This window comes from Streptomyces sp. NPDC055506 (genome assembly GCF_053643595.1).
Genome location: NZ_JBSHKH010000082.1, coordinates 1 through 16,029, shown reverse-complemented (window position 1 = coordinate 16,029; position 16,029 = coordinate 1). Strand labels below are relative to the sequence as shown.

13 protein-coding genes and 1 pseudogene are annotated in these 16,029 nt (G+C 71.6%); 2 read left to right on the top strand and 12 right to left on the bottom strand.

Annotated elements, in window-relative coordinates; all coding sequences use genetic code 11:
* Positions 1-28: 28 nt before the first annotated feature.
* The 10 genes and pseudogenes from ACWIF2_RS26890 to ACWIF2_RS26845 all read right to left on the bottom strand — a co-directional run bounded on the left by ACWIF2_RS26890 (position 29) and on the right by ACWIF2_RS26845 (position 12,934).
* Positions 29-3,328, bottom strand: a complete 3,300-nt coding sequence (locus tag ACWIF2_RS26890) for a type I polyketide synthase (protein ID WP_454363248.1) — start codon at positions 3,326-3,328, stop codon at positions 29-31.
* Positions 3,328-4,590 (bottom strand): MFS transporter, encoded by a 1,263-nt coding sequence (locus ACWIF2_RS26885; protein WP_454363247.1) that lies wholly within the window; start codon positions 4,588-4,590, stop codon positions 3,328-3,330. The genes ACWIF2_RS26890 and ACWIF2_RS26885 overlap by 1 nt, the downstream gene beginning before the upstream one ends.
* A 323-nt stretch (positions 4,591-4,913) precedes the next feature.
* Positions 4,914-6,953, bottom strand: a complete 2,040-nt coding sequence (locus ACWIF2_RS26880) for a S8 family serine peptidase (RefSeq protein WP_454363246.1) — start codon at positions 6,951-6,953, stop codon at positions 4,914-4,916.
* A 46-nt stretch (positions 6,954-6,999) separates the two neighbouring features.
* Positions 7,000-7,944, bottom strand: a complete 945-nt coding sequence (locus tag ACWIF2_RS26875; protein WP_454363245.1) for an endonuclease/exonuclease/phosphatase family protein — start codon at positions 7,942-7,944, stop codon at positions 7,000-7,002.
* A gap of 357 nt (positions 7,945-8,301) precedes the next feature.
* Positions 8,302-8,538, bottom strand: a complete 237-nt coding sequence (locus ACWIF2_RS26870; RefSeq protein ID WP_454363262.1) for a hypothetical protein — start codon at positions 8,536-8,538, stop codon at positions 8,302-8,304.
* 76 nt (positions 8,539-8,614) lie between these two features.
* Positions 8,615-8,836: pseudogene (locus tag ACWIF2_RS26865) on the bottom strand (beta-L-arabinofuranosidase domain-containing protein); the annotation flags it as partial.
* Between the two features lie 137 nt (positions 8,837-8,973).
* Positions 8,974-10,215, bottom strand: a complete 1,242-nt coding sequence (locus ACWIF2_RS26860) for a glycosyltransferase (RefSeq protein ID WP_454363244.1) — start codon at positions 10,213-10,215, stop codon at positions 8,974-8,976.
* A gap of 151 nt (positions 10,216-10,366) precedes the next feature.
* Positions 10,367-11,860: a HEAT repeat domain-containing protein gene (locus ACWIF2_RS26855; protein WP_454363243.1), complete on the bottom strand. Its 1,494-nt coding sequence runs from the start codon at positions 11,858-11,860 to the stop codon at positions 10,367-10,369.
* Positions 11,861-11,960: 100 nt separating this feature from the next.
* The gene (locus ACWIF2_RS26850; protein WP_454363242.1) at positions 11,961-12,359 is read right to left on the bottom strand and encodes a cupin domain-containing protein; all 399 of its coding nucleotides are present in this window, start codon (positions 12,357-12,359) and stop codon (positions 11,961-11,963) included.
* 137 nt (positions 12,360-12,496) lie between these two features.
* Positions 12,497-12,934: a hypothetical protein gene (locus tag ACWIF2_RS26845; RefSeq protein ID WP_454363241.1), complete on the bottom strand. Its 438-nt coding sequence runs from the start codon at positions 12,932-12,934 to the stop codon at positions 12,497-12,499.
* 89 nt (positions 12,935-13,023) lie between these two features.
* Between ACWIF2_RS26845 and ACWIF2_RS26840 the strand changes: the two genes are divergently transcribed.
* Together ACWIF2_RS26840 and ACWIF2_RS26835 are read left to right on the top strand one after the other, a co-directional pair.
* Positions 13,024-13,722 (top strand): helix-turn-helix transcriptional regulator, encoded by a 699-nt coding sequence (locus ACWIF2_RS26840; protein WP_454363240.1) that lies wholly within the window; start codon positions 13,024-13,026, stop codon positions 13,720-13,722.
* Between the two features lie 62 nt (positions 13,723-13,784).
* Positions 13,785-14,039 (top strand): EF-hand domain-containing protein, encoded by a 255-nt coding sequence (locus ACWIF2_RS26835; protein ID WP_382488724.1) that lies wholly within the window; start codon positions 13,785-13,787, stop codon positions 14,037-14,039.
* A gap of 49 nt (positions 14,040-14,088) precedes the next feature.
* Here the strand turns inward: ACWIF2_RS26835 and ACWIF2_RS26830 are convergent, their stop codons facing one another.
* Entirely contained in the window at positions 14,089-14,232 is a 144-nt protein-coding gene (locus ACWIF2_RS26830; RefSeq protein ID WP_454363239.1) for a hypothetical protein, read from the bottom strand.
* A gap of 154 nt (positions 14,233-14,386) precedes the next feature.
* Complete coding sequence (locus tag ACWIF2_RS26825) at positions 14,387-15,799, bottom strand: cytochrome P450 (RefSeq protein ID WP_454363238.1); 1,413 nt, start codon at positions 15,797-15,799, stop codon at positions 14,387-14,389.
* Between the last annotated feature and the right edge of the window lie 230 nt (positions 15,800-16,029).

Sequence of the window (16,029 nt, the reverse complement as noted above, 5' to 3'; positions counted from 1 at the left end):
AGCGCCGCGGAGATGCCGTTCAGCCCGGTCACTTGGCCACCTTGCCGTTGAGCCGGTCCGTCACCGAGGCGGTCTGGAGGGCGAGCAGTTGGGAGAGCTGGGACATCATCTGGAGCTGTATCTGGGACATCTGCTGGATCTTGTGGGCGAGGTCCTCCAGTTCCTCGCGGGTCGCGTACTCGGGAGCGGAGGCCGTAGCGGCGGGGGTGGGCTCCGGAGTCGGTGCCTGTGGGACGGGCTCTGGGGCGGGTGCAGGCGCGACGGGCTCCGGAGCGGGTGCCGGTGCGACGGGCCGCGTCGGCTCGGCACCCGGCGTCTGGGATCCGGTCGGCGCCGGCCCGGTCGTGTCCGGCATGCGGGCGACGATGAACTCCGCCAGCCGACGCGGGGTGCCCGTCTCCTCGAGCAGCTGTCTCATCGTCACCTTGACGTGATGCGCCTGTTCCAGCTCCCGCAGCACACTGATCATCTGCAGCGAGTCGGCGCCGAGGTCGAAGAAGTTCGCGTCGCCGACGATCGCCGACGGATCCGCTCCGAGGTGCCGGGCGGTCGCCTCGACGATGCTCTGGAGTACCCGTGCGACCGCTGCCTCTTGCTGCACCACGTCGGTTCCCTTTCTCGCTGCTGTTCTCTTGCACAGGGGCGTCGACCGGGGCCCCATCCAGTGGTTCTGGTGCTGGAATCGGTAGCCGGGCAGCGGGACGCGTCTGCCACCGCTGCCCGCCAGGAGCGCGTCCCAGCCGATGTTCGCTCCGGCGCAGTGCAGTCCCGCCGCCGCACCCCAGAGGGCGCCGAGTCCGGTGCCGCGCCGCAGGGACGGCAGCGCCGGTACGTCGGGCAGGGCCCGGCGGGCCAGACCGCTGAGGGTGGTGTGCGGCCCTATCTCGAGCAGGACGCCGGGCGACTCGGTGCCGATGCCGCGCAACGCCTCGTCGTAGCGGACGGGTTCGCGGGTGTGGCGTACGAGGTAGTCCGTGTCAGGGGTCCAGCCGGGCGGGCGGGTCGTGCCGTCCAGGGCGCTGACGAAGGGGATGCGCACCGGCCGGAGGTCCACGTCGCCGAGGACCTTCTCGAACTCGGCCAGCATCGGTTCCATCATGGCGGTGTGGAAGGCGCGGGTCACCGGGAGCCGCCGGCCCGGTGTGCCGCGTTCGTCCAGCAGCACGCAGGCCCGGTCGACCGCGGCGACGGGCCCGGCGAGCACCTGGGTCCGGTCCCCGTTGGCCACGGCCGCCTCCAGTCCGGGGACCTCGGCGGCCAGGGCGAGGGCGGTGGCCCGGTCGACGGGCGCCGCGACCATCGCGCCCGGCGCGCAGCGCTGCCGCATCAGCCGGCCTCGTTCGGTGGTGAGGCGCAGCCCGTCCTCCAGGGTCAGGGCTCCGGCCGTGTACAGCGCGGCGTACTCCCCGACGCTGTGCCCGGTCACGGCGTACGGTTCGACACCGGCGGCGCGCCAGAGCCGGACGAGGGCGCACTGCAGGGCGAACAGCGCGGGCTGCGCGGTGTCCGTCTCCCCGAGCGGCCCCTCCCCCGGTACGTCCGCCGGGTCCGCCGTGCGCAGTGCGTCGAGCAGGGAGTCACCGGTGAGGCCCCGGTAGTGCTGGTCGCAGGTGTCGAGCACCTGGCGTGCGGCGGGGAAACGCGCGTAGAGCGCGTCGGCCATTCCGGGGTATTGGCTGCCCTGCCCGGTGAACTGGAACGCCACGCGTGGGGTGCCTTCCCCGGATAGCGTCCCCGTGGTGACCGTGGGCGGGGCGGTTCCGGTCAGCCAGGAGTCGAGGGCCGCTGCGAGGGCTGCCGGGGTGGAGCCTCGGGCCGCGAGTCGGTGACGGCCGTGGCCCCGGCCGAGGGCGGCGGTGGTGACGAGGTCCGCCTGGTGCGGTGCGGGCGGCTGACGTAACCGGTCGCGGAAGGCGCGGGCGTTGTCCGCGAGGGCCTCCCGGCTGCTCCCCGAGACCAGCAGCACATCAGGCGGCGCGGTGTCGCCGGTCCGGGGCGCCGGTTCGGGGGCCTGTTCCAGGATCAGGTGGACGTTGGTGCCGCCCACGCCGAGCGAGGTGAGGCCCGCGCGGCGGGGGACGTCGCTCTTCGGCCAGGGCCGGGCGGTCCGGGGGATGTAGAAGGGGCTGTGGTCGAGGTCGATGAGGGGGTTGGGTTCGCTGAAGTTCGCCATGGGCGGGATGACGCCGTGGCGCAGGACCAGCAGGGCCTTGACGAGGCCGGCCAGTCCGGAGGCGGCGTCGAGGTGGCCGATGTTGGCCTTGGTCGAGCCCAGGGCGCAGTAGCCGGCGCGGTCGGTGTCCTCGCGGTAGGCGCCGGCCGCGCCGTCGAACTCGATGGGGTCGCCCTTGAGCGTGCCGGTGCCGTGGGTCTCCAGGTAGCCGATGGTGTCGGCGCCGACGCCGGCGCGTCGCAGGGCCTGGCGGATGGCCGCGCGCTGGCCCTGGGCGCTGGGGGCCGTGAAGGCCTTCTTGTCGGCGCCGTCGTTGCCGATGCCCCAGCCTCGGACGACGCCGTGAATGGTGTCGCCGTCGGCTTCCGCCCGCGTCAGCCGCTTCAGTACGACGGCCAGGACGCCCGTACCTCCGACGGTGCCGTCGGCGCCGGCGTCGAAGGCCCGCAGACGGCCGGAGCGGGACAGGATCGAGCCCTTGACATAGCGGTAGCCCAGGACCTGCGGCACATGGACGGCGGTGGCGCCGACGAGGGCGATGTCGCAGTCCCCCATGAGCAGCGACTGCGCGGCCGACTGCAGGCCGACCAGGGAACTGGAGCAGCCCGTCTGGATGTTGACGGCGGGTCCGGTCAGGCCCAGCCGGTAGGCGACCCGGGTGGCGGTGAAGTCGGCGTAGTTGCCGACCGTGACCTGCATGCCCGAGGTCCAGTCGGGCACCGGCCCGCTGGGCAGGACGTTGTTGAGCAGGTAGTTCTGCATTGTGTAGAGGTGGTATCCGGTGCTGGCCCAGACGCCGGCGCGGGTGCCGTCCCGTTCGTCCGGGTAGCCGGCGTTCTCCAGGGCGTGCTGGGCGCATTCCAGGAACATACGGTGCTGCGGGTCGGTGAGCTGGGCCTCGCGGGGGCTCATGGCGAAGTGCTGGGCGTCGAAGCCGGCGATGTCGTCGAGGAGCCCTGAGGCGCCGACGAAGTCCTCCGCCTCGTACTCCTCGGCGGGCACACCGGCGGCGGCGAGTTCCTCGTCGGTGAAGCGGGTTACGCAGTCCGTGCCGTCCCGGATGATCCGCCAGAAGTCCTCGGGTGTGTCGGCGCCGGGCAGCCGGAAGGCCATGCCGATGACGGCCATCCGCGGGTCGGGCTCGCTGGTGCCCATCAGCCGCGTCCCTCCGTCACCGTCGGCTGGTCACGGTCTGCCGGTTCCTCCGCGGGCGGGTCGGGTGCCGTCCTGCCCCGGCGCAGAAGCCAGCCGAGCAGGATCAGGCACAGGACGATCGCGAGGCCGTGGAAGGCGCCCACCACCTGCAGCGGCGAGAAGCCCTCCAGGAGGGCGCCGCTGACGAGCATGCCGAGCCCGAACCCGAAGTTCTCCACCGAGGCGGTGAGCCCGAAGAGGCGGCCGCGCTGCTCGTCGGGCGCGGTCTGCAGCCTCGACACGTAGACGATCTCGGTGAACCCGTCGGCGGCCCCGGCGACGAGCGCGGCGATGACGGCGGGCACGGTCGGCAGCCCGCTGAAGACCACGATGAAGCCGGCCGACATCACCACGGCGCCGAGCGCGAAGGCCCGCTCCCCCGGTGTCCGTCCGGACTTCTTGGTGACCCGGCCGATCACCTGCTGGGCGACGATGTTGCCGATGGCCCAGGTGGCCCAGAACTGGCTGATGAACGTGGCCGGATGGTCGGGGTCCAGGCTGCTGGAGTAGATGGGGAGGGCGACGTTGTGGGACGAGGAGCCCAGTCCGTCGACCGCCCGGACGGCGACCATCGCCAGGAGTACCGGTGCGGTGCCCAGCAGCATCCGGGCCGTCCAGCGCGCGGCGCCGGAGTCCTTCGCGGAGCCGGCGCCCGCGGGGCCGGTGGCCGACCTGGTGCGGACGGGCAGCAGGAAGAGCATGGTCGCGGAGACCAGGAAGGTCGCGGCGTCCAGCGCGAACGCCGCGGAGTAGCCGAGTTGTGTCACGACCAGGCCCGATGAGGCGAAACCGGCGATCATGGCAAGCGAACGCCCGGTCACGAGCAGCCCGTTGGCCCGGACGCGGTGCTCCGCGCCGACGATCTCGGGGATGCTGCTGCGCAGGGCCACCTGGGAGAGGGTGGAGCAGCCGCCCGTGACCACGGCCAGGACGTACAGCAGTCCGGGGCGTATCCCGTCGGGGGCGAGCAGCAGCGACAGCAGGGCCACGGCCTGGCACAGGTCGGCGCCGACCATCAGGCGCTTGCGGTCGTAGGCCGAGACGAGCCGGCCGCTGACCCAGCCCGAGACGACACTGGTCGCCAGGCGTACGGCCATGAAGAGGCCGGCGGCCAGCGCGCTGCCGGTGGCGTCGTAGACGAAGACGTTCAGCGCCACCATGTTCAGATAGCTGCCGTACGCCGAGATGCCGTTGCCCAGAACGAGCAGACGGAAGTACCTCATGCACCTTCCTCTGGTCTGCATGAAGGGTGTGAAGGGTGTGAGACCGGGATGCCTTGCCCGCACGCTCAGTGGCGGTGCGGGATCCAGGCGGACGGAAGGGGCTGGTGAGGTCGCCCGTCGTATGGCGTGTTCATGCCCCGCTGCCGGCCCAGCACAGAAACCATTCCCCCCAATACGCCACCGGATGGCGGCCATTGAGTCGACACCCAAGCAGACCCGGACAGGCGTGTTCAAGACTCGGAAGTGGTCCAGACGACTTCCGGTCCGGATTTGGCGATTTCGAAGCGCTCGCGGCAGGCGTACGGGTCAGTGCCGACGGCCCGTCAGAAGAGGTGCCACGCGAAGGCGTAGGGCTGCGGGAAGCGCGTGATGCGGTGGGCGCGGACGACGACCGTGACCTCTCCGGCCGGAATGTCGTCCCACTGGACCTGTTCGACGTTGTTGGTGCGGTCGAACCCGGCGGATGTGCCCATGTTCCCGTGGCGCTCACGGCCGTCCGCGGTCCGGACGACGAGGTCGAGGTCGTTCTGCAGGGCCGCGCCGGGAGGGTCCGTCCAGACCAGGGTGACCTTGAACGTCGGCTCCGGGCCGCCGTCCCGTTCCGGAATCTCCACGCGCAGCTGTTCCTGTTCGCCCTGGTCCAGCGGGCCGCCCTCGTGGAAGCCCGCACGCCCGCCGTTTCCGGGGAGGACCACCGAGCGGGAGAGGTCGACGCGGCCGAAGCCGGAGTCGTTGTTGGGCGACGGGCCCGCCTCCGACGGGATGTACTGGCCCGGGAGTTCGACAGCGCCGTTGATCAGCATGGCCTTGACGAGCGCCGCGCTCGGCCGGGGGGTGCCGTTTCTCACGAGGGTCTCGCGCAGGACCGTCACACAGCCGGCGACCAGGGGCGCGGCCATGCTGGTGCCGCTCAGGAAGTGGAACCTCGGGTCCGCGGAGGCGCCGAAGGGGGCACCGGGGAGGCTCGACGCGGCACGTGACAGCGCGGAGAGAATCGAGGTGCCGGGGCCGACGACGTCCGGCTTGATCCGGCCTTCCCGGGTCGGCCCGCGGTTGCTGAAGGCGGCCATTCCGTCCGGGTCGTCCGCCTGCCGGTCGTCGCGGAGCGGGTTGACGGGAAAGTCCTCGCTCCAGAGTTGGCCGTAGGTGGAGCTGATTCCCGGGCGGCCGCTCTCGCTGGCCCCGATGGTGATGCAGTTCTTGGCCGCCCCCTCCGATCCGACGTCCCCCAGGTTGACGCGGCCGTCACGGTCCCGGTCGTTGCCGTCGTTGCCTGCCGCGAAGCAGATCACGAGGTCCTCGTTGTTCCAGACCATGTCGTCGATCTCGCGCGCGCTCCTGTCGTACGGCCGTCCCGGCACGGTCGAGCCCCAGGAGTTGGTGTGCACGCGCGCGCCGTCGTCGTCGTAGGGAGGTGTGAAGAGGTCGCGCAGGTCGTCGGGGATTCCGCCGAGGTGCCCGTGACGGTCCATGAGCGACTGCAGCACCAGGGTGGCCCGGGGTGCGGTGCCCTGGACGGCTCCGCCCATCGCGGCGGACGTGCCGTTGCCGAGCACGGAGCCCGCGACGTGGGTGCCGTGCCCGTCGGGGTCGTCCGCCCGGGTGGGCCGGCCGAGGGCGTACAGACGCGCGACCCGGCCCGTGAACGCGCTGTGCACATTGCTGGTGGAGCCCAGGTCGAAGCCGGAATCGGCCACGGCCACGACCTGCCCCGCGCCTTGCTGCGGGGTGCCGTCCACGACCACGTCGGCGTGCAGGATCGGCCGGGCGACACTGTTGTACATACTCCGCTCGGGAACCTCTTCGACCTGCCGCACCTCGTCCACCGCTGTGAGCGCGGCCAGGGAGTCCTCCGGCACCTCCACACGCAGTTTGTCGCGGGCCGGACGCACGTCGTCGGGGCTGAGCCCGGCCGCTTCCGCGATCCGCTGCCGCACCTCCTGCGCGCTCGGGTCGACATCGTCATGGAAGGCGATGTCGACGGTGCGCGTCCCCGGTGCCAGGGCCTCGGCGGGTGCCCGAAGGAGCGAGATGTCCGGCCGCAGGCCTTCTCCGCGCAGCGAAGGAGCGATCTTGAAGCCTTCGAGATACACATCCGCCCAGGTCACGAACGGCAGGTCGCGGACCGCGTCCAGGTCGGACGGCCGGTACCCGCACAGGTAGGTGTTTTCCGGCACGTACTCATGGATCACCACGCCCAGCTGCGCCAGTTGGGCCTTCTCCTCGGCGGAGAGCACATGGTCGGTCTGGACGAGCAGGTAGTTGGACCGAGAGGCGTCCTCGGCGATCAGGGATGCGTCAGCCAACTCGTCTCGCTGGGCCAGCGGGTCGACCGTCACGCCGTTGATGGTGATGCGGGCCATGCTTGCGCTCCGTGTTCCGTGAGCTCCGTCTTTTCAGTGGTCGTCGTCAGACGAGGGTGAAATCCATGACGACGGGACAGTGGTCGGACGCCTTGGGCTTGTCGGTGCCGACGCCCGGGAACCGCGGCCCCGGGTAACGGTCCGCCCGCAGCGGCATGCCCTTGCGGAGGATTTCGGGCTTCGACTCCGCGGACGCCTGGGCGAGGGACGCCGAGGGGAGCAGGTAGTCGAGTTGCCGGTACTCGTTACCGCCCCGGAAGAAGTGGGTCCACTGGTCGGCCTCGGGAAGGCGGGAGACCACGTTCTCGAGTTGGTCCCAGGCGACGAGGCCGTCGATGCCGGAGCCGCCGTCCGGCCCGAGGTAGTCGTTGAGGTCGCCGAGGACGACGAACGGATGGTCGCCGGGAGAGGCCGATCCGAAGCGCCCGGTGACGAGTTCCTTCACCTTCTCGGCCTGCCGCTGCCTCTTGCCCCGGGTCTGGGGGCGCCCACCCATCATGGACTTGAAGTGGTTGACGAAGAGCGTCACGGTCGTGCTCTTCGATTCGCTCTCCCGCACCTCGACATCGACTTCGAGACAGTCCCGCGAGAACAAGGACGCGGTCGGACTCCCGGGGTCCATCAGGTGCTGGTGAGAACGGATGCGGGTGATGGGCAGCTTGGACAGCACGGCGACGTCGATGAGGCGTGGATCGTTGCCGTCCACCCCTGCGACATAGGGGTAGTCGGCGCGCCCGCCGAGGGCCTGTGACCGGAAGTGCTTCAGCGTGTCGACGTTCTCGACCTCCTGGAGAGCGAGCACGTCCGCGTGGATCTCACGCACCGCCGCTGAGGTGATGGCTTTGTCGTCGACGCCCAGCTCCTCGAACTGAGTCTGGTCGACGACCCAGCCTCGGGTATTCGCGGCTGCGGGGTTGACACCGTCTTTGAACCGCCATCGGGCGAAGAGGTTTTCGACATTGAAGGTCGCCAAACGCAGTGTCGTGGACATAGGCCCTCCCACGACCGAATCGCAGCTCCGGCATCGCCGGGGCCATGTGGAGGGGAAACCCGTGCGAGGGCCGGCGGCATCCGTTGTGCCGTCCGTCAGCCCCGGTCCACGGGCAAACCCGCGGTCATATGACCAGTGTCCGCCTGACCTGGGGCCGCGGCAACGCGAGGCTCCTCCCGTCGGCTCCCCCAGCTGACCGGGATACCGAAGGACGACACCCGCGGCCCTGCCGGGCGTTCAGCGGCGCAGGTCCGCCTCGTTCGCGGTCGCGATGACGCGGACGCGGTCGCCCGGGCGCCAGTTCTGTCCCAAGTGAGGTAGGTGCCAGGTGCCGCCCGGCTCCTTGCGGGGTTCCGTTCACCGTGACCGTGACGCCTGTCGTGGCCCAGGACGGGATCCGGAATCTGACGGCGAGTCGGCCGCCCCGCGCTCCGGCCAGTGGTGGGTCGAGGCCAGATACAGGTTGACGTACAGGGTGTTGCCGTCGGCGGAGCGGAAGTAGACGGAGTCCTGGTACTTGGTGTGGTTCTCCATGCCGGTGCCGCCGCAGCAGGTGCCGGTGTTGCCGTATCCGCGTCGTACGCCCGGGCCCATGCCGACGAAGTAGGTGACGGGCGCGGAACATCTCGCCCTGGCCGGTGCCGCCCAGGGCGTAGGTGCGGGGGCCCTCGACCATTCTCCAGAAGTTGCGGGCCGCGGTGGCGTAGGTCTCCTCGCCCGTGTGGTCGAACAGGCGGAGGTAGCCGGTGAACTGCGGGATGTGCTGGTTGGCGTGTTTGCCTTCCAGGATGTCGCGGTTCTCCGCGCAGGCGTTGAGCAGCGTGGTGTTGTCGAAGCAGCGGGCCGCGGCGAGGTGTTCCGGCCGGCCGGTGAGGGCGTGGAGGTCGGTCATGACCTCGTTCATGCCGCCGTACTCGCCGGCGACAGATCGACCACATGCGGTCCAGCTGCGCCTTCGGCAGCCGGCCCGGGCGGCTGTGCACCCAGTTGCCCATCTTGGTGTCGTGAGGCGCGGTGCCCGCTCGCGGCTCACGTCGCGAGTCGGTCGAGTGCCGCCAGGACGGGTGCCACGCCGTCCTCCTCCGCCAGGCGGCGCGCCACGTCCTGGGCCCGGCTGCGATGGGCCGGGTCGCCCACGGCCCGGCGCAGGGCGGGGGCGAGCGCTTCGGCGGTGAGCCGGCGCAAGGGGATGGCGCAGGGGGCGGTGCCCAGGGCGACGAGACGGGCCGCCCAGAAACCGGCGTCGAACTGCACCGGCACCGGTACGGTCGGGACACCCGCGCGCAGGACGGCTGCGGTGGTGCCGGCTCCGGCGTGGTGGACGACGGCGGCCGTCCGGGGGAACAACGACGCGTGCGGAACATCGCCGACGGTGATCACGTCGTCGGTACGGGCGGCGAGGCCCGCCCACCCCTGCTGGATGATCCCGCGCAGCCCGGCCGCGCGCAGGGCACGCACGATCTCGCCGCTGAGACGCTCAGGGTCCGGCACGGTGGCGCTGCCCAGCCCGACGAAGACGGGGGCGGGCCCGGCGGCGAGGAAGTCCTCCAGTCCGGCGGGCAGGGTCCGGGTGTCGTACGGCCACCAGTACCCGGCGATCTCCAGCCCGGGCCGCCAGTCCCGCGGCCGGGACACCACCACCTCGCTGAAGCCGTGCAGCACCGGCCATCGCTCACGCTCATGGGCCCGGCGGGTCGCGGCGCGGCCGGGCAGGGTCATGCCGTGCCGGGTGCGCAGTCGGCGCATGGCCCGGGTGAAGACCTGGTCGACGGCGGTGGTGACGGCCAGTCCGCCCAGGCGGTTGCCCACGGTGCCGAGGGAGCGTCCGCCGAGCATGGGCGCCCCGAACTCCCGTGTCGGGTGCTGGGGTTGGAGGAACAGTCCGAGGCTGGGCAGGGTCAGTCCCTCAGCGATGGCGCGGCCCAGCGGTGCCACGGCGCCGGCGGCCAGCACGGCGTCGGCGCCGCGTGCCGCCCGGACGAGGTCGTCGGTCATCTCCTCGGCCGCCGACCGGGCCATCGAGACGACGCGCAGCAGTTTGCCGAGTCCTGTGGTGCTGGCGTGCAGGCGGCGGCCGCGCTCGGAGTGCAACTCGGCGTGCGGGTCGACCGGGGTCGGGTGGAACCGGACCCCGGAGCCCGCGGTCAGCGGCTCGAACAGTCCGTGGGTGACCAGCGTGACCTCGTGCCCGCTCCGCGCCAGCTCCGCGCCCAACCCGGTGTACGGCGCGACGTCGCCGCGCGATCCCGCCGTCATGATCACCAGCCGCATGCGTCCCAGTGTGGCCCGGCGAGGCGGACGACACACGGTGTACGGCGGCAGGGGTCCGAGAATCGCCGGTGCGGGTGAGGCACGGAGTGGATGGTGCGTGGCGTGGATGGCGCGTGGCGTGATGGGGCGTGGCGTGATGTGCCGCGGTGGTTCAGGCCCGTGGGCCGGTGCCCAGCGCCTCGAGGACTCTGGTGGCGGCCTGACGCAGCCGTGGGGACGCGTCCTCGGTGAGGGCGGTCAGCCGGCCGTGGGCTTCCTCGCTTCCGGGCGGCAGCGAGCCGGTCGCCGTCACCCGGCGTTCCAGACCGAGGACGGCCTCGTAGCGGACCGCCTCGTACGGGTCGTCCAGGCCGCGCAGGAATCGTCGTACGTCGTTCCGGGTGTGCTCGTCGGTCTCGTCGTCCCCGGCGAGGAGCGAGAGCGCCGCGGCACGCACTTCGGCGGACGGGGCTTCGTCGGCGAAGCGCCGTACGGCGGGCAGGGCCTGGGTGAGGCCGTAGAGGGCGTTGCGTGTGCGCCAGGTGTGCTCCCCGCCGGCTTCCAGCCGTTCGACCAGGGCCCAGGCCACGGGGTGGCGCTCCCAGAGGCGGAGTCCGTTCTCGACGAGTGCTTCCAGTCCGTGGATCACGCCCGCGCGTATCTCGTCTTCGGGGTCGTCCAGGACCGACAGCAGGAGCCACACCGCGTCCCATCGGGCCCCGGCGCCTACGGCCCTGGCGGCGGCGGCCCGTGTGCGGGCGGGAAGGGTCTCGTCGGTCAGGGCCGTGCGCAGGTGCGCGGCGGCCGTCCCCGTGTCCGCACCGCCCAGGGCACGCGCGGCGGATGCCCCGGCCTCGGGGTCGCGCAGCCATCGCGCCGCCGGTCCGGTCACCCGCTGGTCGCCGAGCCGTCCGAGGCCGCGCAGCAGATGTGCGGCGACCTCGGGATCCCGCTCGGTCCGCAGCGCCCCGGCCAGCGCGTCCCGCGTCTGCGGCCGTGCCAGGTCGAACAGCCGCCGGGCCACGGCGATCCGCACCTCGGGGGACGGGTCGCCCAGTCCGGTGAGCAGCGAGTCCAGGAGCCGCTCGGTGCAGCGCTCAGGCAGCCGGTCCAGGGCCCGTGCGCGGGCTGCGCCCGTGCCGTGGCGGGCGGTGCGGATCACTTCCGTCCGCACCGCCGCGTCGTCCTTCCATCGGTACACCAGGGTGTGGGCCCGTCCCCACACGGCGGGGTCCGGGTCACCGAGCAGCCCGACCAGCGCCGTGGCGTCCCCGGGTTCGCCCAGTGCGGCCAGTCCTTCCAGGGCGTTGATCCGCAGGTGGTGGTCCGGGTCGGACAGGAGCCGGGCGAAGGCCCGTGTGACCGCCGGCCCTCGGAGTCCCAGCCGGGTGGCGGCGACCGAAGCCCTGCGCCGTACGACCGGATCCTCGTCGTCCATCAGCGGCGGCAGCACCTCACTGCCCGCATCCGGGGTCCCGAGCCGGCCCAGGGCCAGGGCGGCGGCCGCGCGTACCGAGGGGGCGGAGTCCTCGGCCGCGTCGGCGATGACGCGGACGTGTGCGGCGCCGCCTGCCTTCCCCAGCCCCTTCACCGCCGCCGCGCGGCGCTCCGGCTCTGCCGCCGCCAACTCCCTTGAGAAGAAAGCGATCTGATGGTCCGCCCCCATGGACACCTCCGGAGAGGAAGACCTCCGAGCCGGGCGAAGGTTGCGTGGGCTCGGGGTGCTCGACGAGGCCGAGTCGTCCTCTGGGCCGGAGCAGGCGGTGTCACATGCTGGACCTGCTCCGAATCCGCATGCCCGGGCGGCGGCGGTGCACGGTCACGTAGGACAGGCCGCCGCTCCCCGCGACCAGGCTGCGTTCGCTGCCGTGCGGCAGCCAGACCAGACTGCCGGGAGCCAGGGGCTGCGGGTCTGCTTCCGGGCCGAGGGTGCCGTCACCGGCGACGACGAGCAGGAGGACGTCGAGGTCGGGCTCGATGTGCGGGTCGATGCGCCCCCGGGGTGGGATGCGGATGAGGTTGGCGTCCAGCTGCCGCCCCGACTCGGCCAGTCGCCACAGCGCACCGGCCGGTGTCGAGTCGTCAGAGAGGAGCGACTCGGTGTCGCACAGCACCCGCGGCAGGGGGACGCCGGCCGCGCCGGGGGTCGTCTCTTCGTCGTTCATCGATCTGCCACCGTCCGAGTACGTGCCTGCTGCTGCCCCCGGCAGGGTACGGCCGACCGCGACGCGGGGGCCGGGCCTCAGTGGCCACCGCGTCGTCATCAGGACGACCTACGCGATCACGGTGGACGGCGCACCCCTCAGTGCGATGGCCGCTCGCCGTGGTAGTGCTGGGCGAGCCGGGCCAGGGCGACCGCGCCGAGCAGAAGGCCGAAGTCGCGCAGCGCGATGTCGTAGTAGTCGGGGATGGTCAGCAGGTTGACGATGATGCCGGCCAGCCATCCGGCCACCAGCCAGCCTCCGAAGCGCGGGGCGATGGCGACGACGAGTCCCGCGACGATCTCGATGGCACCGACGGCGTACATCGCCGCTTGGGCGCTGCCGGGCACGATGTCGTTGATCCACGGTGCGAGGTAGGCGGGCCAGTCCACGAGCAGGTTGGCGAACTTGTCCAGCCCGAACAGGATCGGCGCCACGGTGAACCCGGCTCGCAGGATGAGGAACGCCTGGTAGCCGGGGTCGGTGAACCCGGACCGCCGGGGGACGGCGGACGTGGTGGTTGTGGTGGGGGACGACATGACTGCCTCCTTCTATCGACAACTCTCATTAACGATAGAAGCGCGGGAACGTTCTTTAGTCAATGGCAATGGGTTTTACACTGGTGTTCATGGATCACGCGCAGCAAGCGCCCCGTGCCGACGTTTCCGCGGTCGCCGCACTGGACGAGCCGACCCGGATGCGGCTGTACGAGCACGTCGTGCGCCAGCCAGGGCCTGTCAGCCGCGACGAAGCCGCCGCCGCCCTCGGTCTCGCACGTCAGACCGCGGCGTTCCATCTGGACCGCCTGGCGGACGAGTCGCTCCTCGACGTCGTCTACGAGCGGCGCAGCGGCCGCACCGGTCCAGGGGCGGGCAGGCCGGCCAAGCTCTACAAGCGCTCCACCAGGCAGGTCTCCGTCAGCCTGCCCGAGCGGCACTACGAGCTGGCCGGGCGGCTCCTCGCCCAGGCCATGGAGGAATCCGAGGCCACCGGCGAGCCGGTCCGTGCGGTCCTGCACCGCAAAGCCCACGACCTCGGCGCCCGGCTCGCCGGCCAAGGCGACACGGGCGTGTTCGACCTGCTGGAACTGCACGGGTTCGAGCCTCGTTATGACGGTGACGCGATCGTGCTGGGCAACTGTCCCTTCCACGCCCTCGCCCGCGATCACACGGAGACCGTCTGCGGTATGAACCTGCGCCTGCTCCGCGGCGCTCTCGAAGGCCTCGGCACGAAGACCCTCCAGGCATGCCTGGCCCCGAGTCCCGGCTACTGCTGTGTTCGCCTGGAGCCGGCTTTCCCGCCCGGGGGCAACCCGGGCGGCGCGTAGGGCGTCCTCGCCAGTGAGCGGGACGCATCTGCCCGCCTGACCTCCATGCGATGGGGACAACGATGAGCGACAAGGCCCGCAAGCTGTTCGAGGCGCTCGACCTCGACCACGACGGGGTTCTCACCCGGCAAGAGGTGATCATCGCCCTGCGTACGAACGGACCGTCCCTGGCCGCCTCGGGCGTACTGCCGTTCTGGGGAGTTCAGGACGTCGACGACTCCTCCGCGTTGTTCGACAGGGCCGACCAGAACGGGGACGCGGTACTGACCCTCGACGAGTTCGCCGCGGTGGTGGACCGGCGGTTCGGCTGGAGCTGACCACCACGCCGCGCAGCACCCGCGGGGCGGGACAGTAAGCCCCGCAGGGTCACTCCCGCCTGCGCCGCGCCGCGCGGTTGGCGGCCAGCAGACAGACCCAGACGAGCACCAGACCGGCCGCCACCAGGATGCGGCCCGCGCCATCGCCGCCGGCCACCCGCCACACCAGAAGACCGATACTCAGACCGAGCATCGGCCAGTAGACCCACGGTCCCCATCGGTTCCCCGGCCTGACCCATGGCGGCGGAGCACCGGAACCAGAGCGATGCTTCACGCATGCCTCCCCTCCCCGGTCGAGTTGCCCGTAACCGCCGGCATCAACCTGCCGTCTCCCCGGCTCCGGGGTGTCACCCGGGAGTCGCCACCGCCTTCCGGCGGAACGCCATGGTCAGGTGGTCCGGCTTGACCGTGACCACGGCCTGGGGTCGGGGCGCGCGGGAGGTGAGTTCGAAGGACGGCCAGGTCCGCAGGACGGTCGCCAGGATGATCTGGAGTTCGGCCCAGGCGAAGTTCTCGCCGATGCACTTGCGGCGGCCGTCGCCGAACGCGAGGAACGAACCGCGGGTGGCCGGCACGTTCTCGGGCGTCCAGCGGTCCGGGTCGAAGACCTCGGGGTCGGCGAACACGTCGGGATCGTGCTGGTGGAGGTAGGGGCTCCAGACCACGTCCGCGCCCTGGGGAACGAGGTGTCCTCCGAGGTCGATGTCGCGGGTGGCGGTCCGGGTCACCAGCCAGGCCGGCCCGTACTTGCGGATGGACTCCTGCAACACCCGGCGGGCGAACGGGAGGTGCTCCAGGTCGCCGTAGCGCAACGGGCGGTCCGCGCACACCGTGGCGAGTTCCTCGCGCAGCCGCCGCTCGATCCGCGGATCACGGGTGATCTCGTACAGCGCCCAGGCCAGCGTGGTGCCGGTCGTCTCGATCGCCCCGGTCAGCAGGGTGATGGCCTCGTCCTGGAGCTGCTGACGGGTCAGTGGGTCCTCCGCCGTCAGCAGGGTGTCGAAGAGGCCGGTCTGCTGCTCGAGGGCCGCCGCGTGCGGGCATCCCGCGGCCTCCGGGGTCTCCGCGGCCCCGGAGGCAAGGCCGGTGACACGTGTCGCGCGGTGGTCGATGGCCTGGTCGATGAGGGCGCGCAGCCGGGCGACGCGCTGCGCGTGGGCCCGGTTGGCGGGCAGCGGCAGCCGGGTCACCCAGGGCGGGAGGATGGTCTGCCGAATCGTTCCTTTCATGATCTCAGGCATCAGCGCGGTGAACTCGCCCTCCAGGTGCTCGGGCAGGTCAGCGCCGAACAGGGCGACGAGGAAGGCCGCGAGCGTGACGTCGTTCATGTCCGCGTACACATCACGCGGCTGCGCCTCGGGCCACGCGCCGACCATCGCCGCGACCTGCGCGATCATGGCGTCGCCGCGATCGGCGATGTGGGACTTGTTGAACATGGGCTGCATCAGACGCCGGTTGCGCAGGTGGGAGTCGCCGTCGGCGATCGTGGCCAGTCCGTCCCCGAAGAACACACGCAGCGCGTCGATGATCTTGCCGCCCTTGGCGTAGTGCGCGGCGTCGGTCACCAGGACCTTCCGGGTCAGGTCGGGGTCGGTGACGACGTAGGCCGGCGTGGGGCCGATCCGTATGCGGACGACGGGGCCGTGCTTGCGCAGGGAGCTGATGAACGGCAGGGGATTGCGCGCGAGTTGGATGCCGTGACCGATCAGGGGGAGCCCGCCGGGGGCGGTGCGGGTGCTCGACGTCGCGGGAGCGTTCATGGCCGGTTTCACTCCTTGTGGGGGCGACAAACGATCGATGCATGCCCATTACACGGTCGCGGGATTCCCTTCCTCTGCGATCAATAGGTCACACGGGGCGGCTTTCACCCCAAGCCCTGACCCGCTGGGCCAGGAGGTGCAGTCTCCGTCAGCCCGGGGCTGAGCCGCGAGCCGGTGGATGCCCCTGCGGATCCAACGGCGCGGGAGCCGGGTCCGCCCCCGTGGTGGGG

Bases quoted from the DNA above. Each gene is read 5' to 3' on its own strand.
- ACWIF2_RS26855 (WP_454363243.1), bottom strand. From the start codon at position 11,860: ATGGGGGCGGACCATCAGATCGCTTTCTTCTCAAGGGAGTTGGCGGCG.
- ACWIF2_RS26835 (WP_382488724.1), top strand. From the start codon at position 13,785: ATGAGCGACAAGGCCCGCAAGCTGTTCGAGGCGCTCGACCTCGACCAC.
- ACWIF2_RS26845 (WP_454363241.1), bottom strand. From the start codon at position 12,934: ATGTCGTCCCCCACCACAACCACCACGTCCGCCGTCCCCCGGCGGTCC.
- ACWIF2_RS26860 (WP_454363244.1), bottom strand. From the start codon at position 10,215: ATGCGGCTGGTGATCATGACGGCGGGATCGCGCGGCGACGTCGCGCCG.
- ACWIF2_RS26890 (WP_454363248.1), bottom strand. From the start codon at position 3,328: ATGGGCACCAGCGAGCCCGACCCGCGGATGGCCGTCATCGGCATGGCC.
- ACWIF2_RS26880 (WP_454363246.1), bottom strand. From the start codon at position 6,953: ATGGCCCGCATCACCATCAACGGCGTGACGGTCGACCCGCTGGCCCAG.
- ACWIF2_RS26870 (WP_454363262.1), bottom strand. From the start codon at position 8,538: ATGGGCCCGGGCGTACGACGCGGATACGGCAACACCGGCACCTGCTGC.
- ACWIF2_RS26875 (WP_454363245.1), bottom strand. From the start codon at position 7,944: ATGTCCACGACACTGCGTTTGGCGACCTTCAATGTCGAAAACCTCTTC.
- ACWIF2_RS26850 (WP_454363242.1), bottom strand. From the start codon at position 12,359: ATGAACGACGAAGAGACGACCCCCGGCGCGGCCGGCGTCCCCCTGCCG.
- ACWIF2_RS26885 (WP_454363247.1), bottom strand. From the start codon at position 4,590: ATGAGGTACTTCCGTCTGCTCGTTCTGGGCAACGGCATCTCGGCGTAC.
- ACWIF2_RS26830 (WP_454363239.1), bottom strand. From the start codon at position 14,232: ATGCTCGGTCTGAGTATCGGTCTTCTGGTGTGGCGGGTGGCCGGCGGC.
- ACWIF2_RS26840 (WP_454363240.1), top strand. From the start codon at position 13,024: ATGGATCACGCGCAGCAAGCGCCCCGTGCCGACGTTTCCGCGGTCGCC.
- ACWIF2_RS26825 (WP_454363238.1), bottom strand. From the start codon at position 15,799: ATGAACGCTCCCGCGACGTCGAGCACCCGCACCGCCCCCGGCGGGCTC.